A 24,831-nucleotide genomic window follows, 5' to 3' on the forward strand; every position below is an offset into this window, starting at 1 on the left:
TGCCCTGGCGATCAGATCGAGAACGAAGAGCCGCAACCACAGGTCGTGGTGGCGTTCGGGTTCTTGATAACGAAACGCGAGCCTTCCAGGCCTTCCTGGTAATCCACCTCGGCTCCTGCCAGATACTGGAAACTCATCGGATCGACAACCAGAGCCACGCCTTCGCGCTCGACGATGGTGTCGTCTTCGGCAACGTCTTCATCGAAAGTGAAACCGTACTGAAAACCCGAGCAACCGCCGCCGGTCACGAAAACTCGCAACTTCAGGCGATCATTGCCTTCTTCATCGACCAGGGTCTTCACCTTGTGCGCTGCACCCTCAGTGAACTGCAATGCCACAGGGGTGAAGGATTCGACGCTCATGCTGACTATCTCCCGGCGCTATGCCGCCATAATGCGTGATGACGCGCATTATCCGCTTCTCCGAGAAAAGCGGTCAACAATACAAAAGCTGCAAGAGGTGCGCCGCAAGCTATAAGCGGATCGCATGCACCTTTTACTTGCAGCTTGAAAGCTGGCGTTTACGGAAGCAGACCGGCGTGGGAAAGCCCCATGCGCTCGTCCAGGCCAAAGAGGATGTTGAGGTTCTGTACCGCCTGCCCCGACGCGCCCTTGACCAGGTTGTCGATCACCGACAACACCACCACCAGGTCGCCGCCTTGTGGACGGTGCACGGCAATTCGGCAGACGTTGGCACCGCGCACGCTGCGGGTTTCCGGATGGCTGCCGGCCGGCATTACGTCGACGAACGGTTCATCGGCGTAGCGTTTTTCAAACAGCGCCTGCAGATCGACCGAGGTATCGGCGACGGTTGCATACAGGGTCGAATGGATACCGCGGATCATCGGGGTCAGGTGCGGCACGAAGGTCAGTCCGACATCACCACCCGCCGCCCGGCGCAGGCCCTGGGTGATTTCCGGCAGGTGACGGTGCCCCTTGACCGCATATGCCTTCATGCTTTCGCCCGCCTCACAGAACAGCGAGCCCACCGCCGCGCCACGGCCGGCGCCGCTGACCCCGGATTTGCAGTCGGCGATCAGCCGCGAGGCGTCGGCGATACCGGCTTCGAGCAGCGGCAGGAAGCCAAGCTGGGTAGCGGTTGGGTAGCAACCCGGTACGGCGATCAGGCGTGCCTGGCGAATTTGCTCGCGATTGACTTCAGGCAGGCCGTAGACCGCGTCCTTGAGCAGCTCGGGCGCGCCGTGCGGCTGACCGTACCACTTGGCCCACTCATCGGCGTCCTGCAGGCGGAAGTCGGCGGACAGGTCGATAACCTTGGTGCCCGCGGCCAGCAGCTCGCCGGCCAGGGCGTGGGCGACACCGTGCGGGGTGGCGAAGAACACCACGTCGCAGGCGGCCAGGGTCTTCACGTCCGGTACGCTGAAGGCCAGGCCGTCGTAGTGGCCACGCAGGTTCGGGTACATATCGGCAACCGCCAGACCAGCTTCGGAACGCGAGGTGATCACTGCCACCTCGGCCTGTGGATGCTGTGCCAACAGACGCAGCAGCTCGACCCCGGTGTAACCCGTGCCGCCAACGATACCGACCTTGACCATAACGCGTGCCCCTTATCAACGAACCATCAGGAAAGCCCACGATAATAGGGGCGCTGAAACACGCCCACAACTGTTGCGATGGCTCGCCGGGCCCCTTGCCTCTACTATCTGACCACCGTGAACCCTGAAGGAACTCAACCCCATGCTTTTTCTCTGGATCAAAGCGCTGCATATCGTCAGCGTGGTCTGCTGGTTTGCCGGCCTGTTCTACCTGCCGCGCCTGTTCGTCTATCACGCACAAAGCCAGGACAGCATCAGCCAGGAACGCTTCGTGATCATGGAGCGCAAGCTCTACCGCGGCATCATGCTGCCGGCGATGATCGCCAGCCTGGTCTTCGGCATCTGGCTGCTGAGCCTGACCCCGGGCTTCATGAGCCAGGGCTGGATGCACGCCAAGCTCACCCTGGTGGTGCTGCTGATCGGTTACCACCATATGTGCGGCGCACAGCTCAAGCGCTTCGCCCGCGGCGAAAACACCCGCAGCCACGTGTTCTACCGCTGGTTCAATGAAGTGCCGGTGCTGGTCCTGCTGGCCGTGGTAATTCTGGTGGTGGTCAAACCGTTCTAACCTAAACCCATACTCAGCCTCGGGAAACCTGCCATGTCATTGCCTGCCCTGCTCGAACAACGCTTGCGCCTGCCGGTGGTAGCGGCGCCGATGTTTCTGATCTCCAATCCGCAACTGGTACTGGCCTGTTGTGCCAACGGGGTGGTCGGCAGTTTCCCGGCCCTGAACCAGCGCGACAGCGCAGGCTTCAAGGCTTGGCTGGAAGAGATCGAAACGGGCCTGGCGGCCCTCGACAAACCTGCACCCTATGCCGTCAACCTGATCGTGCACCAGAGCAACCCGCGCCTGCAGGCAGACCTGGCGTTGTGCGTCGAGCACAAGGTGCCGATCGTCATCACCAGCCTCGGGGCGGTGAAGGAACTGGTCGATGCCGTGCACAGCTATGGCGGCCTGGTGTTCCATGACGTGACCACCCGCCGGCATGCCGAGAAAGCCGCCGAGGCCGGTGTCGACGGTCTGATTGCCGTAGCCGCGGGCGCCGGCGGCCACGCTGGCACCTGGAGCCCGTTCGCCCTGATCGCCGAGATTCGCCAGTTCTTCGACAAGACCTTGCTGCTGGCCGGTTGCATAAACCGTGGCCAGGAAATCCTCGCCGCGCAGTTGCTGGGCGCTGACCTCGCCTACCTGGGTACGCGCTTTATCGCCACCCACGAGAGCCAGGCGCCGGGGCCTTACAAAGAAATGATGCTTGAAGCCAAGGCAGCCGATATCATCCACACCGCTGCGGTTTCCGGGGTGCCTGCCAGCTTCATGCGCCAGAGCCTGGAAAACGCCGGTTTCGACATGGCCGCCCTGCGCAGCCACACCGAGACCAAGCTCAAACCCATCGACGACGAGGCCAAGGCCTGGAAGACCGTCTGGTCTGCCGGACAAGGTGTCGGTGCCATCGACCAGCTCTGCTCGGTCGAGCAACTGATTACCCGCCTGGATACCGAATACCGCCAGGCGCACGCCTCGGCCACAGCCCTTGGCCATCGCTGGCCGGGCTGACTCACGCTTTATCACGGCAAAGGAAGCCCGCATGTATGACACCCTGACTCTCGCCAACTCGAGCAAACCCAAGGTCATGAGCCTGGAAGGGCGAATTGGCCGCGTGCGCCTGCTGGCCTGGAGCCTGGTCTTGTTCGCTGCGACCATCGGCGGCATTTTCCTGGTGGCCTTGCTGTCCAGTTCAATGTCGCTGGACCTCGGCGGCCTGATGATGATCGGCCTGTTGTCGGCACGGATCCTGAGCATGCTGTTCATCGTCCAGCGCCTGCACGACCTGAACTGGAGCGGCTGGTTCTGCTGGCTGTCGATCCTTCCATGGGTCGGCAACTTCTTCATCCTGGTGCTGGTACTGATGCCCGGCACGCGTGGCAGCAACCGCTTCGGTGCGCCGCCAGTGCCCAACAACAACGCAGTGGTGATCCTGGCCTGGCTGTGGCTGGTCCTGGTTGCCGGGCTTGCATACGTCACCGTCACCCGCCCCGGCATCTAGACACGCCACGGGTAGCAGCACTCCGGGCCCGGCACCTGTAAACTGCGCACTTTGGCCACCCTTCCCGACTGGAGAACTGCATGACCCGTTACGCCATGATCACCGGTGCCTCCAGCGGCTTGGGCCTGGCACTGGCCGAGGCGCTGGCACGTCGGGGACGCAATTTGATCCTGGTGGCCCGACAGCGCGACCCGCTGGAAAGCATCGCCATCGAGCTGACCCAGCGGTTTGGCGTCGAAGTGCTGTTTCGTGCCTGCGACCTGGGCGAGCCGTTGCGGTTGTCGGGGTTCCTGCTGGAGCTGGAAGAAAGCGAGCGGCACATCGACTTGCTGGTCAACTGCGCGGGCATTCGCTCCTACGGGCACTTTCTGGCCCAGGAATGGAGCGATGAGCAGGACCTGATCGAGGTGAACATCCTCGCCCTGACCCGCCTCTGCCATGCCCTTGGCAATGCCATGGCGGTTCAGGGCGGCGGGCAGATACTCAACGTCGCTTCGCTTGCCGCCTTCGCGCCCGGCCCGTGGATGAGCAGCTACGCGGCAAGCAAAGCCTATGTGCTGCACTTTTCCGAAGGCCTGCGCGAAGAGCTCAAACGCACCGGCATCAAGGTTTCGGTGCTGTGCCCAGGCCCGGTGCGTTCGCCGTTGCGGCGTATCCCGCGGCTGGAAAACAGCCAACGCAGCCTGAGCCCGGAAGAAGTCGCGCTGTATACCGTACGCGCCCTGGACAAGAACCGCGCATTGATCATCCCCGGCCGGCGCAACCGCTGGCTGGCCTTCAGCCCGCGCTGGCTATCGCGCTGGCTGGCACGCAAGCTGGCCGGCGCCATCAACCAGGCCTATTGCCCGCGCTAGTTGTACAGGGCTGGGCGCAAGCGTCTGGCCTGCGTACACTCAAGTCCGATTACCCTCATGGAGCAGCCGTAGTGGATACTCTGTTTACCAAGATCATCAACCGGGAAATCCCGGCCAAGATCATCTACGAGGACGACCAGGTTCTGGCCTTCCACGATATCGCCCCGCAGGCACCGGTACATTTTCTGGTCATCCCGAAAAAACCGATCCGCACCCTCAACGACCTGACCGAAGAAGACAAGGGCCTGGCCGGGCACATCCTGTTCACCGCCCAGCGGCTGGCCAAGGAACTGGGCTGCGAAGACGGCTTTCGCGTGGTCATGAACTGCAATGAGCTGGGTGGGCAAACCGTCTACCACATTCATATGCACGTGCTTGGCCAGCGTCAGATGCACTGGCCACCGGGCTGATCCAGGGCAAGCCCCGGCATCGCGATTGGGGTAAACTGTCGGGCACATTCTTGCGGAGGTGCCCGATGGCTACCGAACGTCACTATTCCCCGCTCGACCGCTTGTTGCTGCAGGCCGACACCGCCATGCGCACCTTGCTGCCCTTCAGCGGCCAGCCTTCCCGGCCGTCGCCGGCGATCATCCAGCCGGATGTCACCCTCGACGAAACCCAGACCCGCCATGTGGCCGGGCTCATGCGTATCAACCATACCGGTGAAGTCTGTGCCCAGGCGCTGTACCAGGGCCAGGCCCTGACCGCCAAGCTGCCCCAGGTTCGCAAGGCCATGGAGCACGCCGCCGAAGAAGAAATCGACCACCTGGCCTGGTGCGAACAGCGCATTCGCCAGCTCGGCAGCCACCCCAGCGTGCTCAACCCGCTGTTCTACGGTATGTCCTTCGGCATCGGTGCCCTCGCGGGCCTGGTCAGCGACAAGGTCAGCCTGGGTTTTGTCGCCGCCACCGAGCATCAGGTGTGCAAGCACCTGGACGAACACCTGGAGCAAATCCCGGCCGAGGATGAGAAATCCCGGGCGATTCTTGAGCAGATGCGCATCGACGAAGAGCAACATGCCGAATCGGCCCTGGATGCTGGCGGCTTCCGCTTCCCGGCACCGGTCAAGTTCGGCATGAGCCTGATGGCCAAGGTCATGACCAAAAGCACTTATCGTATCTAGGACCACCGATGACGGAACGCTTCGACGCCAAGGACCTGGCCCGCGCAGTCAGCGCCGGCGTTCTGAACCCGGGCCAGGATCAGGCCCTGCTTGAATTTCTCAAGCTCCAGCCGCAAACCCAGGCCAGTTTCCAGCTGGCCCACGTGGCGTTTTACTTCGGCGCCCTGCTGATCATGGCCGCCATGGGCTGGCTGCTCAGTGAAGCCTGGATGCGCGTCGGTGACAGCGCCCTGCTGCTGGTCTCACTGATTTATATCGGCGTACTGACCCTGGGCGCCTTGCTAATGCAACGCCGCGGCCAGGTCATCCCTGCTGGCGTACTTGCTGCGGTGGCGGTGAGCATCGTACCGCTGGCAGTGTTTGCGGCGGAGCGACTCAGCGGTTTCTGGCTACTGGACAACGCCCAGGGCAACTACCACAACTACTACACCTACGTGCAGGACGGTTGGCTGCTGATGGAGGCGGCGACGATACTGGCCGGCTTGTTGATGCTGCGCCTGATCCCGTTTCCGTTCATCGTCATGCCGATTGCCGTGGCCTTGTGGTTCATGTCCATGGACCTGAGCGAATGGTTCTATGGCGAGGCCTTCGACTGGAATCAGCGGCGTACGGTGTCACTGTGGTTTGGCCTGGCGACATTGCTGGTGTTCCTGGTGATCGACGGTCGCACCCGCCAGGACTATGCCTTCTGGGGCTATCTGGCCGGATTGCTGGCCTTCTGGCTCGGCTTGCCGCTGCTGGATACCGACAGTGAATGGGACAAAGCGCTTTATGGTCTGATCAACCTTGGCCTGATGGGCATAGCACTGTTGCTGCGCCGTCCGCTGTTCATGGTCTTTGGTGGCATGGGCGTGGCGATGTACCTGGGTTACCTGTCTTACGAGGTGTTTGCCGAGTCGCTGCTGTTCCCGGTGGTGCTGACCCTGATCGGGTTGGGCGTGATTGGCTTGGGGCTTTTCTATCAGAAGCACCGCGAGGCTTTGAGCAGCCGTTTGCAGGCGCGATTGCCGCAAGGCTTGCTGAAGCTGCTGCCGGGGTTGCGCCACTGATGATTCGGTTATTTTGCCTTCGCTTGCTGCAAAGCCTGGGGCTGGTGCTGGTGGCTTATCTGTTCGTGTGCCTGCTGACTGCCGGCATGAGCGGGGAACCCTTTAGCCTGAAACTGCCTGACATCTCCCAACCTGATGGCAACAGTGCCGTCGACCTGTGGGTGTTCTCACTGCCCGGGCAACTGCTGTTGCTGCTGGCCGGCTGCTTCATTCACAGGCAGCGCCTGCTTGCCTTGGCCTTTGTGCTATCGGCCGCGCTGACGGCCTGGCTGCAGTGCCTGATATTTGCCGACGCCTTTGGCAATACCTGGAGTAGCGCAGAAATCGTCGGTCTGCTCGTCTTCAACCTGCACTGGTTGGTGGTGGCGCTGGTTCCGGGGCTGGCCTGGCTGATCGGGCTGGAGCGCCTGCGCCGTTAGCCCGCCCCCACAGGAGCGGGCTTGCTGGTAATCAACCGAGCTCGACAATCTCGTAGCTGTGGGTGATCTCGACACCGGCCCGGCCGAGCATGATCGAGGCCGAGCAATACTTCTCTGCCGACAGCTCGACCGCACGCTTGACCTGGGCTTCTTTCAGGCCACGGCCCTTGACCACGAAATTCAGGTGGATTTTGGTGAATACCTTCGGGTCTTCGCTGGCGCGCTCGGCTTCAAGGAAAGCTTCGCAGCTCTCTACTGCCTGGCGGGATTTCTTCAGGATGCTGACCACATCGAAGTTGCTGCAGCCACCCAGGCCCAACAGCAGCATTTCCATGGGCCGTACACCCAGGTTGCGGCCACCGGCCTCGGGCGGGCCATCCATCACGACCACATGGCCACTGCCCGATTCGCCCAGAAACATGGCTTCACCTGCCCACTGGATACGCGCCTTCATTACCTGGACTCCCTTGATTGAAAAAAGGCTGCCAGCTTAGACCCTGCGAGCCCGGCGGAAAAGCTCAAGCGCATGAGTAAATCTGCCGATAGAAGGACAAGTGTCTGATAAGCTGACGCCAAATCACTGGCGCTTATCGCCAGACTATCTATAAAAGAAATTGAAGCGTCGCCTCCTGACCGGGATCCAGCCATGGTTGCATCAGCCCTTCCAGCCAAGATCAAGAACATCGACAAGCTGCTGGTCCATTGCCAGCGCCGCCGCTATGCGGCCAAGAGCAACATCATCTGCGCCGGTGACAAGGCCGAAACCCTGTCCTTTATCGTCAAGGGCTCGGTGACCATCCTTATCGAGGATGACAACGGCCACGAAATGATCATCGCCTACCTCAACAGTGGCGACTTTTTCGGCGAGCTGGGGCTGTTTGAACCAGCCGGCCAGGAACACCAGCGCAGCGCCTGGGTGCGGGCCAAAAGCGAATGTGAAGTTGCAGAAATCAGCTACGAAAAATTCCGTGAACTGGCGCGTCACGACCCGGACATTCTCTATGCCCTGGGCAGCCAGATGGCCCAGCGCCTGCGCAACACCACGCGCAAGGTCGGCGACCTGGCCTTCTTCGACGTCACCGGCCGGGTAGCCCGCTGCCTGCTGGAATTGTGCAAGCAGCCAGACGCCATGACCCACCCCGACGGCATGCAGATCAAGATCACCCGCCAGGAAATCGGCCGCATCGTCGGTTGTTCGCGGGAGATGGTTGGCCGCGTCCTCAAGGATCTCGAAGAGCGCAGCCTGGTACACGTCAAGGGCAAGACCATGGTGGTCTTCGGTACCCGTTAATCGCGGGCGATGCCTTTGATCACTTCGGCATAGGCCTGGCCAAGGCGCTCGAGCAGTGGCGCCTCGGGTACCACCTCGTGCAAAGCGATGTGGCTGTCGGCCAGGCAGCGCTGCTCCAGCTCGCAGCATTCGTTGAAGCGGTTGACCGCCGCCACCATCGACTCGCGCTCGTTATCCAGCAGCAACGCACCATGAACCAACACCACCGGGCGCTTGCCACCCAGGCCCTGGCGCCAGCGCTGGGCAGTGCCGACCAGTTTGCGACCGTTAAGGTTGACGTTGTAGCGGCCATCACAGAACGCCCCTTCGATTTCCCCCACCGACGCCATCCCGCCCCATTCGCGCAGCACATCACACAGCGGCAGGCACAGACGCTCGTAGGCGTTTTCGATACGGCCGTGATCACCTTCGCTTTTCGGCGCGACGTAAACCAGGGCGATGTTGAGCACCGCCGGCGACTGCGGCACTGGCTCACCACCGGTTTCGCGCAGCAGCACCGGCCAACCGGCAATCGCAAGCTCGGCGCAGGCCGCCTCGAAGCCTTCGAGGCGGCTCATGCGCCGGGGCATGACCAGGGCATGATCGGTCGGTCGCCAGAACAACAGGCCATGATCCTTTTCGCCCTTGCATACCGCCGCCAGCAGCTCCTGTTCGGCGTGCAGCCCGGCCTCGACAGTGACATCAAGCACTTGATCAGTCATCGCATTAACCTTGTAGAGACAAAAAAGCCGGCATCGCCGGCTTCAGAGTTGAATCAGTCCAGGCCTTGCACCGGGTTCTGCACCACACGCTCCGGGAAGAACAGGCGCTGCAGCTCCAGCCCCGGGTGCTCGGCGCGCATGAACGCTTCGCCGACCAGGAAGGAGTAGACCTCGTTGATTTCCATCAGCTCGACGTCGGCGCGGTTGAGGATGCCGCTCTCGGTGATGGCCAGGCGATCACGGGGGATGCGCGGCAGCAGGTCGAGGGTGGTTTCCAGGCTGACTTCAAAGGTGTGCAGGTTGCGGTTGTTGACGCCCACCAGCGGCGTGTCGAGAGTCTTCAGCGCCCGCTCCAGCTCGTCGCCGTCGTGCACTTCGACCAGCACATCAAGGCCCACGCCTTTTGCCGTCGCGGCCAATTCGGCCATCTTCACGTCATCCAGCGCGGCAACGATCAGCAGCACACAGTCGGCGCCCAGGGCCCGGGCTTCGACGATCTGATAAGGATCGATCATGAAGTCCTTGCGAATCACCGGCAGCTTGCACGCGGCGCGCGCCTGTTGCAGGTAGATGTCGCCGCCCTGGAAGTAATCGACGTCGGTCAGCACCGACAGGCAGGTCGCGCCGCCCTTCTCGTAGCTGACGGCAATGTCGGCCGGAATGAAGTTTTCGCGGATCACGCCCTTGCTTGGCGAGGCTTTCTTGATTTCGGCAATGACTGCAGGCTGCTTGCGCTTGGCCTGTTCGATAAGGGCCTTGGCAAAACCGCGTGGCGCATCGGCAGCGGCCGCCAGGCGTTCAAGCTCGGCAAGGCTGACACGGGCGCTGCGCTCGGCGACTTCTTCGACCTTGCGCGCCAGAATGTTTTCCAGAACCGTCGGCACACTCATCCTTCATTCTCCTGCTTGAATACCGCGGTAAAGGCACCGAGCTCTTCGAGTTTTTCCCGGGCAAGGCCAGTGTGCAATGCGTCGTGAGCCAGCTCCACGCCCTGCTTGAGGCTCATGGCATGGTCGGCGGCGTACAGTGCGGCGCCGGCGTTGAGCACAATCATTTCCGCAGCCTTCTGGCCGTTCTCGGTCTTGCACCGGCCCAGGGCATCGCGGATCAGCTCCAGCGACTTGGCCGGGCTCTCCACGGCCAGGCCATGCAGGCTCTGGCTTTTCATGCCGAGGTCTTCGGGCTCGACCCAGTACTCGCTGATCTGGTCGTTCTTGAGTTCAGCAACGAAGGTTGGCGCCGCCAGGCTGAATTCGTCCAGGCCATCTTTCGAATGCACCACCAGCACATGCTTGCTGCCCAGGCGTTGCAGCACTTCAGCCAGTGGGCGGCACAGTGCCTGGGTGAACACGCCGACGACCTGGTGCTTGACCCCGGCCGGATTCGTAAGCGGGCCGAGCATGTTGAACAGGGTACGCAAGCCCAGGTCACGACGCGGGCCGGCGGCGTATTTCATCGCCTTGTGGTGGGTCTGGGCAAACATGAAGCCAATGCCGACGCTGTCGATGCAGCGTGCGACCTGCACCGGCGTCAGGTTCAGGTAGATGCCAGCGGCTTCCAGCAGGTCGGCGCTGCCACTCTTGCCCGAGACCGCACGGTTACCGTGCTTGGCCACGGTGCAACCGGCGGCGGCGACGACGAAGGCCGAAGCGGTGGATACGTTGAAGATGTTGGCGCCATCACCGCCAGTGCCGACCACGTCGACCACCTGGTCGAGGGTGTTGAGCTCGACTTTGTCGGCCAGCTCGCGCATCACCGACACGGCACCGACAATTTCATCGATGCTCTCGCTCTTCATGCGCATGCCCATCATGAAGGCGCCGATCTGCGCCTCGGTGCATTGGCCGGTCATGATTTCGCGCATGACATCGCGCATTTCTTCGGTGCTCAGGTCCAGGTGGCCGACGATGCGACTCAGCGCGCTCTTGATATCCATGTTCGATCCTTAACGGCGGCCGCCGGTCTGCTTGAGGAAATTGGCGAACAGCTCGTGGCCCTGCTCGGTGAGGATCGATTCGGGGTGGAACTGCACCCCTTCGATGTTCAGCTCTTTATGGCGCAGGCCCATGATCTCGTCCACCGAGCCGTCTTCAAGGGCGGTCCAGGCGGTCAGTTCCAGGCAATCGGGCAGGGTTTCGCGCTTGACCACCAGCGAGTGGTAGCGGGTCACGGTCAGCGGGTTGTTGAGGCCGGCAAACACGCCCTGGTCCTTGTGCAGCACCGGGCTGGTCTTGCCATGCATCACCTGGCGGGCGCGAACGACTTCACCGCCGAAGGCCTGGCCGATGGACTGGTGGCCCAGGCATACGCCGAGGATCGGCAACTTGCCGGCAAAATGCTTGATGGCCTCCAGCGACACACCGGCTTCGGTCGGGGTGCAGGGGCCAGGGGAAACGACAATGCGCTCGGGGTTAAGGGCTTCGATCTGGGCGATGGTCAGTTCGTCATTGCGAATGACCTTGACCTCTGCACCCAGCTCGCCGAGGTATTGCACGACGTTGTAGGTAAAGGAGTCGTAGTTGTCGATCATCAGTAACATCTGGGTTCAACCTCTTGCATCTACTGACTTTGAATACATGCCTTTCGATGTGCCTGTGCTCGGTGCTACAGGTGCGAGCTTCCCGGTGCACACCAGCAAGCGCCGGTTACAGCAGGTAAAGCATTCAGAAAGGCAAAGCGGTACAGGGCCGGCTAACCGGCAAGAGATAAAGTCAGGCGCGCCAACGCCAACGGGCGTGGGCCTTGATAACGCGCATCAAGAGTTTGCTGACGATCAACACGGGGTAGGTCTCGTTCATACGTTCCCGCACAGTAGCCTACCGGCGCGGTCCACGCAATATGACGGTGGCATGCCGAAACGCTTTAGCGATGGAAGACGCGCGGAATGTTTTGCTAACGTCGTAAGGCGTCATCCGATAACAACAACGAAAAAGGATCTTTGCGATGTTGAACGCGCGCTCCCTGTTGCCTTGTGCATTCTCGCTGCTGGCCCTGGCCTGCTCCAGCGTCCATGCCGCCCCCTCCCCTTACTCAACTCTGATCGTCTTCGGCGACAGCCTTGCCGATGCCGGGCAGTTCCCCGACAGCAATGGCCCGGCGGGCTCCACCCAGCGCTTTACCAACCGGGTCGGGCCAACATATGCCAACGGCGAAGCCTTCGGCGCGGTTTCGCCCATGCTGCTCGGTGCCCAGCTGGGTGTTGCTGCGGCCGACCTGGGCGCTTCGACCTCGCCAGTCAATGCCGCGCTGGGTCGCCCGGACGGCAACAACTGGGCAGTGGGTGGTTACCGTACCGACCAGATTCTCGACTCGATCACCGGTACTTCCGACGTGATCATTCCACCGGGCAACCCCGGCGCCGGCACCGTGCTGCGCGAACGCCCGGGCTATCTGGCCGGTGGTCTGCGCGCCGACCCCAACGCGCTTTACTACCTGACCGGTGGCGGCAACGACTTCCTCCAGGGCCAGATCACCAGCCCGGCAACCGCCGCAGCTGCCGCCAATCGCCTGGCCGCCAGCGCCCAGGCCCTGCAACAGGGTGGCGCGCAGTACATCATGGTCTGGCTGCTGCCCGACCTGGGCCTGACTCCGGCCATCAATGGCACGCCGATGCAGGGCCCGGCTTCGCAGTTGAGCAGTATCTTCAACCAGCAACTGGTCGGCCAGCTGAGCCAGATTGATGCTCAAGTTATTCCGCTCAATGTGCCGTTGCTGCTCCAGGAAGCCCTGGCTGCTCCGACGCAGTTCGGCCTGGCCAGCGGGCAGAACCTGGTCGGTACCTGTTTCAGCGGCAACGGTTGTGTGCAGAACCCGACCTACGGCATCAACGGTGCCACGCCCGACCCGAGCAAGCTGCTGTTCAACGATTCGGTCCACCCCACCAGTGCTGGGCAGGAGCTGATCGCCGGCTACGCGTTTTCGATTCTTTCCGCCCCTTGGGAGCTGACGCTGTTACCAGAAATGGCCCACGCTAGCCTGCGCGCGCATCAAGATGAACTGCGCAACCAGTGGCAAGGCCGCTGGCAGCCGGTTGGCCAATGGCAGGCCATCGTAGCCGCCGGGGGGCAGAACCTGGATATCGACAGCCAGCGCAGCTCGGCCAGCGCCGACGGCCATGGCTATAACCTGACCCTGGGCGGCAGCTATCGTCTGGACGAGGCCTGGCGTATTGGCGTGGCCACAGGCGTGTACCAGCAGAAGCTCGAAGCCGGCGAGCAAGACTCCGACTACAAGCTCGACAGCTACCTGGCAACCGCTTTCGTGCAGTTCCAGCAGAACCAGTGGTGGGCCGATGCCGCGCTGACCGGCGGGCACCTGGACTACAGCGACTTGAAGCGCACCTTCGCCCTGGGGGTAAATGATCGCAGCGAGAAAGGTGATACCGATGGCGAACTGTGGGCCTTCGCCGCACGCCTGGGTTATGACCTGGCAGCGCCCGGCAGCCAGTGGAGCCTTTCGCCGTTTGTCAGCGCCGATTATGCGCGGGTGAAGGTCGATGGCTATTCGGAGAAAGGCAGCCGCGCCACTGCCCTGAGCTTTGACGATCAGGACCGCGAATCGCGGCGCCTGGGCCTGGGCTTGCAGGGCAAGTACCAGGCCGGGCCCAGCACCTTGCTGTTCGCCGAAGTCGCTCACGAGCACGAGTTCGAAGACGACCAGCAGGACCTGACCCTCCACCTCAACAGCCTGCCGGGCAACGACTTCACCCTGACCGGCTACACCCCGCAGAGCAATCTGAACCGGGCAACCCTGGGTCTGAGCCAGAGCCTGGCACCGGGCCTGGCCCTGCGCGGCAGCTACAACTGGCGCAAGAGCGACGAGCTGACCCAACAGGGGGTCAGCCTGGCATTGAGTCTGGAGTTCTAGGGAAGGGAACAGCGCCTGCTACCAACAGGCGCCGTGGATCAGGCTCAGTTGCGTGGCGTCTGCTCGGCCAGCGCCACCGCACGGAACATCGCCCGGCGCTTGTTGATGGTTTCTTCCCACTCAAGCGCTGGCACCGAGTCGGCAACAATGCCGCCACCGGCCTGCACGTGCAGCTCGCCGTCCTTGATCACCGCGGTACGGATGGCAATTGCGGTGTCCATGTTGCCGTTCCAGGCAAAATACCCCACCGCACCACCGTAGACGCCGCGTTTGACCGGCTCCAGCTCGTCGATGATTTCCATGGCGCGGATTTTCGGCGCGCCGGACAAGGTGCCCGCCGGCAGGATGGCACGCAGGGCATCCATGGCGCTCAAGCCCTGCTTCAGCTCGCCGGTGACGTTGGACACAATGTGCATGACGTTGGAATAACGCTCGATCACCATCTTCTCGGTGACTTTGACCGAGCCGGTTTCCGACACCCGGCCAGCGTCGTTGCGGCCCAGATCGATGAGCATCAGGTGCTCGGCGATTTCCTTGTCGTCAGACAGCAAGTCTTCTTCCAGCGCGCGATCAGCCTCTTCGGTGGCGCCGCGTGGGCGGGTACCGGCGATCGGGCGCACGGTGACCAGGTTGTCTTCGACCCGTACCAGCACTTCCGGAGAGCTGCCCACTACGTGGAAGTCGCCGAAGTTGAAGAAGTACATGTATGGCGTCGGGTTGAAGCAGCGCAGCGCCCGGTACAGGTCGATCGGCGCGGCCTTGAAGTCGATGGACATACGCTGCGACGGCACCACCTGCATGCAGTCGCCAGCGAGGATGTATTCCTTGATGGTATCGACCGCACGTTCGTAGTCGCTCTGGGTAAAGCTTGAGCGGAACTCAGGTTCTGCCGGCAGCGGCCCACCCAGATCGAGGCCGCGACGCGGGGCGATAGGCTGGCGCAGTTGCTCAAGCAGGCCTTCGAGCCGGGCCAGGCCGTTTTCGTAAGCGTCTTGTTCAGCCGGATCGGCGAGGACAATGGCGTGCATCTTGCCGGCCAGGTTGTCGAACACCACCACGGCATCGGAGACCATCAGCAAGATGTCCGGCACGCCCAGCGGATCAGGGTTCGGGCACTTGCCCAGGCGCCGCTCGACATAACGCACGCAGTCATAACCGAAGTAGCCGACCAGGCCGCCGTTGAAGCGCGGCAGGCCGGCGATGGTCGGCACCTGGTAGCGCTCCTTGAAAGCTTCGACGAAGGCCAGCGGATCTTCCACTTCATGCTGCTCGATCAATTCACCATCATGGGTGATCCGCACCTGGTGATCGTGCACACGCAACACGGTGCGGCACGGCAGGCCGATGATCGAGTAACGCCCCCACTTCTCGCCGCCCTGCACCGATTCGAGCAGGTAGGAGTTGGCGTGGTCAGCCAGTTTCAGGTAGATCGACAGCGGCGTGTCGAAGTCGGCCAGGGTCTCGCAGGCCAGGGGAATGCGGTTGTAGCCGGCAGCGGCCAGGCGCAGGAATTCTTCGCGGGTCATGATAGCCTCGTGGCAAGCAGCAGATGGGTCAGGCAGGCAAGCAGGCCGGCGTGGGCCGGCGGATAGCAGTCAGGCGCGCCAACGCCAGCGGGCCAGGGCCTTGATGACTTTCATCCAGAGTTTGCCGATAACCGCCACGATGGAATCTCGATCTGAGGGGGATTGAACGTCCGCCAACGTTATCCCAGTGGCCGGATCTAAGCAACCAGGCAACAGCGCGCGCAGGTCGTCGATGACCAGGCACGGCGCCTCTTCGCTGATCGGCCGGCCATGGTTGTAGCCATAGGTCAGGCCAACGCATTTGACCCCGGCAGCCTTGGCCGCCAGCACGTCGCTGCGCGAGTCGCCAACGAACAGCGCCTGCTCGGGCTCGACGCTGGCCATTTTCATCACGAACAGCAAGGCAGCCGGATCGGGCTTTTTCTGCGGCAGGGTGTCGCCGCCGATGATCCAGCGGAAATAACGGCCGATTTTCATCTGGTCAAGCAAGGGTGCAACGAAGCGCTCGGGCTTGTTGGTGATCAGAGCCATTTCCACGCCCTGCTTGTGCAACCACTTGAGGGTGTCGCGCACGCCGGGGTAGACCACCGTCAGCTCATGGCTTTCGGCGTAGGCCTGCATGAACAGCTCCAGGCCCCGTTCGGCTTCGTCGTCATCCACTGCGCCATGCTCGATGCCACCGGCCAGCGCGCGGCGCACCAGCACCGGCGCACCATTGCCGACCCAGTGGCGTACCGCCTCAAGGCCAGCGGGCGGGCGGCCCATTGCGAGCAGCATGTTATCCACCGCCGCTGCCAGGTCCGGTACCGAATCGATCAGGGTACCGTCCAGATCAAACATCACCAGTTTGGGCAGGGCGCCGGGGAACAACTGCTCGAAGCCACTCATGGGCGGGCCAGGGCCAGTTCGGCGTGCATCTTGGCAATCACCTCACGGTAGTCCGGGGTGTTGAAGATCGCCGAACCGGCGACGAAGGTGTCGGCGCCAGCAGCAGCGATTTCACGGATGTTGCCGACGTTGACGCCACCGTCGATTTCCAGGCGGATATCACGGCCGCTGGCGTCGATCAGCGCGCGGGCTTCGCGCAGCTTGTCGAGGGTGCCGGGGATGAATTTCTGGCCACCAAAGCCTGGGTTGACGCTCATCAACAGGATCATGTCGACCTTGTCCATCACGTACTTGAGGGTGTCGAGCGGAGTCGCCGGGTTGAATACCAGGCCGGCCTTGCAACCGCCGTCGCGAATCAACTGTAGCGAACGATCGATGTGCAGGGTGGCTTCCGGATGGAAGGTAATGTAGCTGGCGCCGGCTTCGATGAAGTCACCGATAATGCGGTCGACCGGGCTGACCATCAAATGCACGTCGATCGGTGCAGTGATGCCGTACTTGCGCAGGGCGGTGCAGACCATCGGGCCGATGGTCAGGTTGGGCACGTAATGGTTGTCCATTACATCGAAGTGAACGATGTCGGCACCCGCGGCCAGGACATTGTCGACTTCCTCGCCGAGGCGGGCGAAGTCGGCAGAAAGAATCGAGGGGGCAATAGCGTAGGGCTGCATGGCGCACCTGTAGGCAGAATCACAGTGGCGCGCATTGTACCTCAGGCAAACGCTCAGGGGCTGACCGGTATCAAGGCGGTCGACGGGTGCTCATCGCGGGGCCAGTCGACTCGACTCGCCCCGCGAACGATCTCAACCCGGCTGCTGGGTACGCAGCTTCTCGCTGCGCCCACGCAACCACTCCAGGGTCAGCAACAGCACCACCGAGAAGGCAATCAGCAAGGTTGCAGCGGCGGCGATGGTCGGGCTGAGGTTCTCGCGGATGCCGCTGAACATCTGCCGTGGCAGGGTCGCCTGCTCGGGGCCGGCGAGGAACAGGGTGACCACCACCTCGTCAAAAGACGTGGCAAAAGCGAACAGCGCCCCGGAGATCACCCCCGGCGCAATCAGCGGCAGGGTAACCCGCCGGAAGGTGGTCAGCGGCGAGGCGCCCAGGCTGGCGGCGGCGCGCACCAGGTTATGGTTGAAGCCCTGCAGGGTCGCCGAAACGGTGATGATGACGAACGGCACGCCCAACACCGCATGCACCAGGATCAGCGAGATAAAGCTGTTGCCCATGCCCAGCGGGGCAAAGAACAGGTAGCTGGCCACACCGATGATCACCACCGGCACCACCATCGGCGAAATCACCAGGGCCATGATCAGCGACTTGCCGGGGAAATCACCGCGGGTCAGGCCGATCGAAGCCAGGGTGCCGAAGATCATCGCCAGCACCGTGGCCGCCGGGGCGACGATGATGCTGTTCTTCAGCGCGCGCATCCACTCGGCCGAGGCGAAGAAGTCGTGGTACCACTGCAGTGAAAAGCCCTGCAGCGGGTAGACCAGGAAGCTGCCGGAGTTGAACGACAGCGGAATGATCACCAGCACCGGCAACACCAGGAACAACAGGATCAGCCCGCAAAGGATGCGCAAGCTGTAGAACCAGACCCGCTCGACGGGCGACATGTAGGGGCTCAGCATGACAACGCTCCTCAGCTCAGGCGCAGGCGGCTGGCGCCGACCAGCCAGCTATAGATCAGGTAAAGCAGCACGGTGGCCAGCAACAGCAGGCCGCCCAGCGCGGTCGCCATGCCCCAGTTGATGCTGGTGTTGGTGTAGAAGGCCACGAAGTAGCTGACCATCTGGTCGTTGGGGCTGCCGAGCAGCGCCGGGGTGATGTAGTAGCCGATGGCGAGGATGAACACCAACAGGCAGCCCGCGCCTACGCCGGCGTAGGTTTGCGGGAAGTACACCCGCCAGAAGCTGGCGAACGGATGACAGCCCAGGGATATCGCCGCACGCATGTAGGTGGGCGAAATGCCCTTCATCACGCTGTAGATCGGCAGGATCATGAACGGCAGCAGGATGTGCACCATGGAGATGTACACCCCGGTGCGGTTGAACACCAGTTCCAGCGGTTTGTCGATGATGCCCATGGCCATCAGCGCGCTGTTGATCAGCCCGCCCGATTGCAGCAGCACGATCCAGGCCGCAACCCGCACCAGGATCGAGGTCCAGAACGGCAGCAGCACCAGAATCATCAGCAGGTTGCTCTGCCGGGTCGGCAGGTTGGCCAGCAGGTAGGCCAGCGGATAGGCCAGCACCAGGCAGATGGCGGTGATGACGAAGCCCATCCACAGGGTACGGGTGAAGATGTCCAGGTAAATGGCCTGGTCCGGGGTGGCCTTGGCCAGCTCGCCGAGGTCATCGATACGATGGTCCAGGGCCGCCAGCAGGTAGAACGGGGTGACGCTACTGGTGTTACGGCGGATCGCCTGCCAGTAGGCCGGATCGCCCCAGCGCTCGTCCAGTTCCTGCAGGGCTTCTTTATAGGAAGCCGGCTCGGTCTTGAACGGCAACGCCCGCGCGGTCTTGGCCAGCAGGCTGCGATAGCCGGCCAGCTCCATGTTCAGACGCTTGGAGGTATCGCCCAGGGTCTGGTTCTTGCGTGCTTGCGCGAGGTCTTCGCTTAGCGCCTTATATACCGCCTCCCCTGGCAGGCCCTTGCCGTCCCACTCGGCCACAGCCGTCACAGTCAGCGGCAAGCCGCCGACCACTTCCGGGTTGCCCACGCTCTTGTACAACAGCGCGGCAATCGGCACGAGGAACACCAGCAGCAGAAACAGCGCCAGCGGTGCGATCAGCGCTTGCGCCTTCCAGCGGTTGACCCGCTCGGCACGCTTGAGACGCTGCTTGAGGTTGGAACCTGCGCCTTCATTCAGGGGCACTGCGATGGCCATAGCGAACTCCGAAATCTTGAGAACAAGGAGCGCCGGCGGCAAGCCGACGCCCCATCAGCAGCCCTTACTTGGCAGCCCAGGCGTTGAAGCGTTGCTCCAGCTGCTCGCTGTTGTCGGCCCAGAACGCCACGTCGATCTGCACCTGGTTGGCGATGTTTTCCGGGGTGGTCGGCATGTCTTTCTTGATCTCGTCGGACAGCAGCGCGACGGCCTTGGAGTTGGCCGGGCCGTAGGCGATGTTCTCGGAGTAGGTCTTCTGCTGTTCAGGCTGGACCGAATAGGCGATGAATTTCTTTGCCTCTTCAACATCCTTGGCGCCTTTGGGGATGGCCCAGGCGTCGAAGTCGTAGATACCGCCGTTCCATACGACTTTCAGGTTGCTCTCTTTTTGCACCGCGGCAATCCGGCCGTTGTAGGCCGAGCTCATGACCACGTCACCCGAGGCCAGGTACTGCGGCGGCTGGGCACCGGCTTCCCACCACTGGATGCTCGGCTTGAGCTCGTCGAGTTTCTTGAAGGCGCGGTCCTGGCCTTCTTTGGTGCCAAGCACCTTGTAGACGTCCTTGGGCGCAACGCCGTCGGCCATCAGGGCAAACTCCAGGGTGTACTTGGCGCCTTTGCGCAGGCCGCGCTTGCCCGGGAACTGCTTGGTGTCCCAGAAGTCGGCCCAGCTGGTCGGCGCGGTCTTCAGTTTGTCGGCGTTGTAGGCCATGACTGTGGACCAGACGAAGAAGCCGACACCGCACGGCTGGATAGCGCCCTTCACATAGTCGCTTTCGTTGCCGAGCAGTGCAGGATCGAGCTCTTCGAACATGCCTTCATCACACCCACGGGCCAGCTCCGGCGACTCGACTTCCACCAGGTTCCACGACACGCTCTTGGTGTCGACCATGGCTTTGACCTTGGCCATTTCACCGTTGTACTCGCCAGCGACGATCTTGCCCTTGCCCGCCTTCTCCCATGGCTCGTAGAACGCCTTGACCTGGGCCGCCTTGTTGGCGCCGCCGAAGGAAATCACGGTCAGGTCGGCCGCCATGGCCTGGCTTGCCGCAAACAGGCCCAGGGTCAGGGCGGTCAACTTCAAGTGCTTGAGCATTATTATTCTCTCCACAGAACAGGGTTGGTGAAGCAAACCTTCAATTGGCTTCCAGCAGAGGATCGAGCGCGCGGGCGTGCTCCACCTGCCAGCCAAGCGGTACCACATCGCCCACGGCCAGGGCCGGGTCGAGTTCGGCAATCGGCTGCTTCACGAAGAAATCGGCCTTGCCGCAGACTTCCAGGCGTACCCGCACGTGGTCGCCCAGGTAGATGAATTCGGCCACGCGCCCGGAGAAACGGTTGACGCAGCTTTCGCTGTGGCCGTTGAGGCGCACGCGCTCGGGGCGGATCGACAGGGTTACCGGCTCGCCGGCCTGGCCGACATTGACCGCCAGCGCCTCGACCTTCTCGCCGCGCGGCAGCAATACCTGGCAACGTTCGCCGTCGTGGCTGAGCAGGCGGCCATTGATGCGGTTGTTTTCACCGATGAAGTTGGCGACAAAGGTGTTCTTTGGCTCTTCATACAGGGTGCGCGGGTCGGCGATCTGCTGGATCTCGCCCTGGTGGAATACCGCGACGCGGTCGGACATGGTCAGCGCTTCGCCCTGGTCGTGGGTCACGTAGACCACAGTGACGCCCAGGCGCTGGTGCAGGTGCTTGATCTCCATCTGCATGTGTTCGCGCAGTTGCTTGTCCAGAGCGCCCAGCGGTTCATCCATCAGTACCAGCTGCGGCTCGAACACCAGCGCCCGGGCCAAAGCCACCCGTTGCTGCTGGCCACCGGAAAGCTGGCCGGGGTAACGCTGGGCGAAAGCGTCGAGCTGGACCATGTTGAGCACGCGCTTGACCCGTTCGCTGATGTCGGTCTTGCTCAGGTTGCGCACGCTCAAAGGGAAGGCCAGGTTCTCGGCAACGGTCATGTGCGGAAACAGCGCGTAGTTCTGGAACACCATGCCGATGTCGCGCTTGTGCGGCGGCACGTTGTTAATGGAACGGCCAGCCAGCTGGATCTCGCCTGCAGTCGGCGTTTCGAAGCCGGCGAGCATCATCAGGCTGGTGGTTTTGCCGGAACCGGACGGGCCGAGCAAGGTGAGAAACTCACCCTTGCGGATATCCAGGTTGAGGTCTTTGACGATCAGCGATTCGCCGTCGTAGCTCTTCTGCACACCACGGAAGCTGACCAGCACTTCGCCGGTTGCAGCGCTCGAATTCACCTCACTCATACCCGCACCTTTTTGTTGGATGACTGCTGTATCCAAAGCCTAGTGAAGGCGGCAAGCGGCGCAAATCGGCGGTGGAGAGAGATTGATATCAGCAGGATGGAAGGCTTGGGGTAGGGATTGCCCTACAAGAGTGACGTTTTTGGATATGTGCATGGCAGGTTCAATGCTATCGCGGGTCAAGCCCGCTCCCACGGTACCGCCCCCTGTGGGAGCGGGCTTGACCCGCGATGAGCTCAGCGCAATGTCGCTTCTGGAACACTCACAACAACTTGTGCTCCATCGCGTACTTCACCAGCTCCGCCAGCGAGGTGACGTTGAGCTTCTGCATCAGCCGCGCCTTGTGGGTGCTGATGGTCTTGTTGCTCAGCGCCAGTTGCTGGGCAATATCGTTGACGTTAGCGCCCTGGGCCAGGCGCTCGAACACCGAGAATTCGCGCTCAGACAGCAATGAATGCAGCGGCCGGGCATCGGTGAGGCCGACCTCGAAGACCATGCGGTCAGCCAGGTCCGGGTCGATGTAACGCCCGCCACCGGCGACCCGACGAATCGCGGTGAGCAGCAATGCAGGATCACTGTCCTTGGTGGCGTAGCCGGCAGCGCCGACTTTCAGCGCCCGCGCTGCCATCTGCGCTTCGTCGTGCATCGACAGCACCAGGATCGCCGGTGGGTTGTTCAAGGCGCGAATCCGCGGGATCGCCTCCAGGCCATTGACCCCGGGCATGGAAATATCCAGCAGCACCACCTCACACTCGGTATGGCGCAAGGTTTCCAGCAGCTGTTCGCCATTGCCGGCCTCCCCCGCTACCTGCATGTCCTTGGCCAGGCCGATCAACTGCTTGATGCCTTCACGGACAATGGTGTGGTCTTCGGCAACCAGTACTCGAATCACGCAATGCTCCTAATCCAGGGGGATGGCCACGCTCAGGCTGGTGCCCTCGCCCGGCTCGCTTTCCAGGGTCATGCTGCCACCGAGCATCAGCACCCGCTCACGCATACCGACCAGGCCAAAGGACGTTGGCCGACTTTGCTCGAGGACAAACCCTACGCCATCATCGATCACCGTCAGGCGCAGGGTCTGGCCATCGAGACTCAGGCTGATCTGCACAGTATGCGCCTGGGCATGGCGCATGACATTGGTCAGCGCCTCTTGCAGGATGCGGAACAGGCCAATGGCCTTGGCATCACTCAAGGGTGGCAGATTCTCCGGTACCTGCACCAGGCAGGGGATCTGCGTGCGCGCCTCGAAACGCCGGGCCTGCCACTCGATGGCCGAAGCAATGCCGGCATCGAGGATCGGCGGGCGCAAGGCGGTGGCCACATCGCGCACCAGCTGGAACAGCTGGGCGATCAGGCGCTTCATGCTGCCCAGGCGCTCGTTGAGGCCGGGGTCCAGTTCGGCGTAGGCCAGTTCGCACATGGATGTTTCAAGCTTGAGCACCGTGAGCATCTGTCCCAGCTCATCGTGCACTTCCCGGGCAATACGGGCTTTTTCTTCCTCGCGAACGCTTTCCAGGTGCGCCGACAGTTCGCGCAGTTGCTCCTGTGAACGGGCAAGCTCGAGTTCGACCCGCTTGCTCTGGCTGATGTCCCAGACCACTCCGTCCCAGACCACCCGGCCATCCGCCAGGGTGCGGGTACTGGCCTTGATGTCGGCCCAGCGCTGCTCGCCCTGGCGGGTCAGGATCCGCCCTTGCCAGGACCAGTCGCTGTCAGTGGCCAGGGCCAGGTCCTGGACCCGGTGGTAATCGGCGCGGTCGTCAGGGTGCACCAGATTGCGCAGGCCCATGTCCGGATGCTGCAACGCCGCAGGCGCATAGCCCACCAGGGCTTCACTGCCTTCACTGATGTAGGGGAACTCCAGCTCGCCTTCGGCCGGGTTGCGTTCAAGGCGAAACACCAGGCCGGGTACGTTGCCGGCAATACCCTTGAGCCGTGCCTCGCTCTCGCGCAGCGCCGCCAGGGCGCGCCTGCGTTCGGTGACATCGGCAAGAAACACCACCAGGTATTCGGCATCACGAAAGCGCAGAAAGCTCAGCGACACATCCACCGGCAGCAGGCTGCGATCGGCACGCAGGCACCGGGTTTCAAAATGCTGCGGGGCTTCATCGCTGGCACGGGCACGCTTCCACAGATCGAGCCAGCGGTCCATGTGCAGGTTCGGCTCGAAATCAATCAGCGGCCGATCGATCAGCGCCCCCGAGGGGTATCCGAGCATGCTTTCGGCGGCCCGGTTGGCATAGCGCACATGGCTGTCCCAGTTGACCCAGAGAATGCCCACGGTGCTCTGGTCGATGGAAAACTGGCTCAGGCGCAAGGCTTCTTCGCGGGCCTGGCGCTGGGCCAGGGTGTCGCGGGTGGCCAATAAACTGTGCTCGAGCTGCTGTAGTTGCCGACGCTGCCAAATGACGAAGGCCACGCAACTGAACAGCAGCGCCGCCAGCAACAGACCCAGGTTCTGCCAAAAGCCCGGGGATTCGCTCAGGCGCGGGTATTTAGGCTCCAGCCAGCGCTGGTGGAGTTGCTCCAGGTCCTTGGCCGGAACGGCCTGCAGGCCGCGCTCAAGAATCTCGGCCAGCTCCGGCCAGTCCCGGCGCGAGCCGACCCGCAGCAACTGCGGCAGGCCGATATCACCGACCACCACCAGCTCGCTGAATTCACTTTCCCGAGACAGACGGCTCAACTGCGCTTCATCTACCACGGCAAACCGCGCCTGTTCGCTGAGCACCAGCTGCAACGCCTGGCGCTCCTGAGGCACGCCTTGCAGGTTGAGGTTGGTGTAGGTGGCACGCAGGTAGTCGGCGACAGTGCTGGGCATGCGCACGGCGACCCGATCGGTACTGGCGAGCTTCTCCAGATCAACCGCCACCGCGCCAGTACGCGGGCCGACAATCAATTGCGGCACGCGCATGTAGGGATCGCTGAACAACCACAGGAGCAGGCTGGCCGGGGTCTGGGTCAAGCCTGGGGCAAGATCGACTTCGCCGGCCAGCAGTGCGTGCTCAAGGGCGGCCTGATCGGCAAAGTTGCGCCAGGTAAGGTCCAGCCCCAGCGAACGGCCAAGCCAGTTCATCAGCTCGACGTTGACCCCATAGAGCTGCTGCAGGCGCCGGTCGAACTGGGCAAAAGGTGCCTGCAGCACCAGCCCGACGCGCAGGCTGCGGTGTTGCTCAAGCCATTGCTGCTGGGCCGGCTCCAGCACAACCTGCGCAGGCGCGGCAGGCGAAGCTGCCCCTGTGATCAAGGGCAGGCAAAAACAGCCGATAAGCAACAGGCAGCGCAAAAGCTTCATCTGCACTCTCATCAAGGGTAGGTCGGCCACCGAGCATGGCCGTCCCGAGCAAATACTATTAGGCTGCCGGT

At 62.5% G+C, this 24,831-nt stretch carries 26 protein-coding genes; 10 read left to right on the plus strand and 16 right to left on the minus strand.

Annotated elements, in window-relative coordinates:
* Positions 1 to 11 precede the first annotated feature (11 nt).
* Both erpA and argC read right to left on the minus strand, forming a co-directional pair.
* Entirely contained in the window at positions 12 to 362 is a 351-nt protein-coding gene (gene erpA / locus LOY22_RS24185; RefSeq protein ID WP_010221479.1) for an iron-sulfur cluster insertion protein ErpA, read from the minus strand.
* A 158-nt stretch (positions 363 to 520) separates the two neighbouring features.
* Positions 521 to 1,555 carry an N-acetyl-gamma-glutamyl-phosphate reductase gene (argC, locus tag LOY22_RS24190; protein WP_213603112.1) on the minus strand — a complete coding sequence of 345 codons (1,035 nt, stop codon included), beginning with the start codon at positions 1,553 to 1,555 and terminating at the stop codon, positions 521 to 523.
* Between the two features lie 142 nt (positions 1,556 to 1,697).
* Between argC and hemJ the strand changes: the two genes are divergently transcribed.
* From hemJ to LOY22_RS24230, 8 genes are all read left to right on the plus strand, one after another.
* Positions 1,698 to 2,123 carry a protoporphyrinogen oxidase HemJ gene (gene hemJ, locus LOY22_RS24195; protein ID WP_045199341.1) on the plus strand — a complete coding sequence of 142 codons (426 nt, stop codon included), beginning with the start codon at positions 1,698 to 1,700 and terminating at the stop codon, positions 2,121 to 2,123.
* Positions 2,124 to 2,156: 33 nt separating this feature from the next.
* The gene (locus LOY22_RS24200) at positions 2,157 to 3,113 is read left to right on the plus strand and encodes a nitronate monooxygenase family protein (protein ID WP_093378996.1); all 957 of its coding nucleotides are present in this window, start codon (positions 2,157 to 2,159) and stop codon (positions 3,111 to 3,113) included.
* A 31-nt stretch (positions 3,114 to 3,144) separates the two neighbouring features.
* Positions 3,145 to 3,603 (plus strand): DUF805 domain-containing protein, encoded by a 459-nt coding sequence (locus LOY22_RS24205; protein ID WP_052676537.1) that lies wholly within the window; start codon positions 3,145 to 3,147, stop codon positions 3,601 to 3,603.
* Between the two features lie 80 nt (positions 3,604 to 3,683).
* Positions 3,684 to 4,457: an SDR family oxidoreductase gene (locus tag LOY22_RS24210; protein WP_258595106.1), complete on the plus strand. Its 774-nt coding sequence runs from the start codon at positions 3,684 to 3,686 to the stop codon at positions 4,455 to 4,457.
* A 71-nt stretch (positions 4,458 to 4,528) separates the two neighbouring features.
* Entirely contained in the window at positions 4,529 to 4,867 is a 339-nt protein-coding gene (locus LOY22_RS24215; protein WP_045199336.1) for a histidine triad nucleotide-binding protein, read from the plus strand.
* Positions 4,868 to 4,932: 65 nt separating this feature from the next.
* Positions 4,933 to 5,580, plus strand: coding sequence for a 2-polyprenyl-3-methyl-6-methoxy-1,4-benzoquinone monooxygenase (gene coq7, locus LOY22_RS24220; protein ID WP_045199333.1), 648 nt, complete (start codon positions 4,933 to 4,935; stop codon positions 5,578 to 5,580).
* Positions 5,581 to 5,588: 8 nt separating this feature from the next.
* The gene (locus LOY22_RS24225; RefSeq protein ID WP_258595107.1) at positions 5,589 to 6,629 is read left to right on the plus strand and encodes a DUF2157 domain-containing protein; all 1,041 of its coding nucleotides are present in this window, start codon (positions 5,589 to 5,591) and stop codon (positions 6,627 to 6,629) included.
* Positions 6,629 to 7,048 (plus strand): hypothetical protein, encoded by a 420-nt coding sequence (locus LOY22_RS24230; protein WP_052676536.1) that lies wholly within the window; start codon positions 6,629 to 6,631, stop codon positions 7,046 to 7,048. The genes LOY22_RS24225 and LOY22_RS24230 overlap by 1 nt, the downstream gene beginning before the upstream one ends.
* Before the next feature lie 31 nt (positions 7,049 to 7,079).
* On the opposite strand, the gene LOY22_RS24235 is transcribed toward LOY22_RS24230, so the two are convergent.
* The gene (locus LOY22_RS24235) at positions 7,080 to 7,502 is read right to left on the minus strand and encodes an OsmC family protein (RefSeq protein ID WP_010221469.1); all 423 of its coding nucleotides are present in this window, start codon (positions 7,500 to 7,502) and stop codon (positions 7,080 to 7,082) included.
* Positions 7,503 to 7,694: 192 nt separating this feature from the next.
* Between LOY22_RS24235 and crp the strand changes: the two genes are divergently transcribed.
* Complete coding sequence (gene crp, locus LOY22_RS24240; protein WP_045199329.1) at positions 7,695 to 8,339, plus strand: cAMP-activated global transcriptional regulator CRP; 645 nt, start codon at positions 7,695 to 7,697, stop codon at positions 8,337 to 8,339.
* On the opposite strand, the gene LOY22_RS24245 is transcribed toward crp, so the two are convergent.
* From LOY22_RS24245 to LOY22_RS24260, 4 genes are read right to left on the minus strand one after another with little or no spacing between them, the layout of a single operon-like run.
* Positions 8,336 to 9,040, minus strand: coding sequence for a lipoyl protein ligase domain-containing protein (locus LOY22_RS24245; protein WP_093378989.1), 705 nt, complete (start codon positions 9,038 to 9,040; stop codon positions 8,336 to 8,338). The two genes, crp and LOY22_RS24245, sit on opposite strands and share 4 nt — an antisense overlap.
* 53 nt (positions 9,041 to 9,093) lie before the next feature.
* A complete protein-coding gene (trpC, locus tag LOY22_RS24250; RefSeq protein WP_093378986.1) occupies positions 9,094 to 9,930 on the minus strand; it encodes an indole-3-glycerol phosphate synthase TrpC in 837 nt (278 codons plus the stop codon).
* Positions 9,927 to 10,976 carry an anthranilate phosphoribosyltransferase gene (gene trpD / locus LOY22_RS24255; RefSeq protein ID WP_258595108.1) on the minus strand — a complete coding sequence of 350 codons (1,050 nt, stop codon included), beginning with the start codon at positions 10,974 to 10,976 and terminating at the stop codon, positions 9,927 to 9,929. Before trpD ends, trpC begins: the two co-directional genes overlap by 4 nt.
* A gap of 9 nt (positions 10,977 to 10,985) precedes the next feature.
* Complete coding sequence (locus LOY22_RS24260) at positions 10,986 to 11,579, minus strand: aminodeoxychorismate/anthranilate synthase component II (protein ID WP_045199321.1); 594 nt, start codon at positions 11,577 to 11,579, stop codon at positions 10,986 to 10,988.
* 404 nt (positions 11,580 to 11,983) lie between these two features.
* On the opposite strand from LOY22_RS24260, the gene estP reads away from it, so the two are divergent.
* Positions 11,984 to 13,906: an esterase EstP gene (estP, locus tag LOY22_RS24265; RefSeq protein WP_258595109.1), complete on the plus strand. Its 1,923-nt coding sequence runs from the start codon at positions 11,984 to 11,986 to the stop codon at positions 13,904 to 13,906.
* Between the two features lie 44 nt (positions 13,907 to 13,950).
* On the opposite strand, the gene trpE is transcribed toward estP, so the two are convergent.
* From trpE to LOY22_RS24310, 9 genes are all read right to left on the minus strand, one after another.
* Complete coding sequence (gene trpE, locus LOY22_RS24270; RefSeq protein ID WP_093378977.1) at positions 13,951 to 15,432, minus strand: anthranilate synthase component I; 1,482 nt, start codon at positions 15,430 to 15,432, stop codon at positions 13,951 to 13,953.
* Between the two features lie 69 nt (positions 15,433 to 15,501).
* Positions 15,502 to 16,320 (minus strand): phosphoglycolate phosphatase, encoded by an 819-nt coding sequence (locus LOY22_RS24275; protein ID WP_045199315.1) that lies wholly within the window; start codon positions 16,318 to 16,320, stop codon positions 15,502 to 15,504.
* Entirely contained in the window at positions 16,317 to 16,991 is a 675-nt protein-coding gene (gene rpe, locus LOY22_RS24280) for a ribulose-phosphate 3-epimerase (protein WP_045199313.1), read from the minus strand. Before rpe ends, LOY22_RS24275 begins: the two co-directional genes overlap by 4 nt.
* Before the next feature lie 132 nt (positions 16,992 to 17,123).
* A complete protein-coding gene (locus LOY22_RS24285; RefSeq protein ID WP_045199311.1) occupies positions 17,124 to 17,951 on the minus strand; it encodes an ABC transporter permease in 828 nt (275 codons plus the stop codon).
* Positions 17,952 to 17,962: 11 nt separating this feature from the next.
* Positions 17,963 to 19,210, minus strand: coding sequence for an ABC transporter permease (locus LOY22_RS24290; protein WP_045199309.1), 1,248 nt, complete (start codon positions 19,208 to 19,210; stop codon positions 17,963 to 17,965).
* A gap of 64 nt (positions 19,211 to 19,274) precedes the next feature.
* Positions 19,275 to 20,306 carry an ABC transporter substrate-binding protein gene (locus tag LOY22_RS24295; RefSeq protein ID WP_258595112.1) on the minus strand — a complete coding sequence of 344 codons (1,032 nt, stop codon included), beginning with the start codon at positions 20,304 to 20,306 and terminating at the stop codon, positions 19,275 to 19,277.
* A 40-nt stretch (positions 20,307 to 20,346) separates the two neighbouring features.
* Positions 20,347 to 21,471 (minus strand): ABC transporter ATP-binding protein, encoded by a 1,125-nt coding sequence (locus LOY22_RS24300; RefSeq protein ID WP_038998451.1) that lies wholly within the window; start codon positions 21,469 to 21,471, stop codon positions 20,347 to 20,349.
* Positions 21,472 to 21,730: 259 nt separating this feature from the next.
* Complete coding sequence (locus LOY22_RS24305) at positions 21,731 to 22,360, minus strand: response regulator transcription factor (protein WP_093378971.1); 630 nt, start codon at positions 22,358 to 22,360, stop codon at positions 21,731 to 21,733.
* A gap of 9 nt (positions 22,361 to 22,369) precedes the next feature.
* On the minus strand, positions 22,370 to 24,760 hold the full coding sequence (locus LOY22_RS24310) for a PAS domain S-box protein (protein ID WP_258595115.1): 2,391 nt from the start codon (positions 24,758 to 24,760) through the stop codon (positions 22,370 to 22,372).
* Positions 24,761 to 24,831 lie beyond the last annotated feature (71 nt).

This window comes from Pseudomonas sp. B21-035, from assembly GCF_024748945.1.
GTDB lineage: Bacteria > Pseudomonadota > Gammaproteobacteria > Pseudomonadales > Pseudomonadaceae > Aquipseudomonas.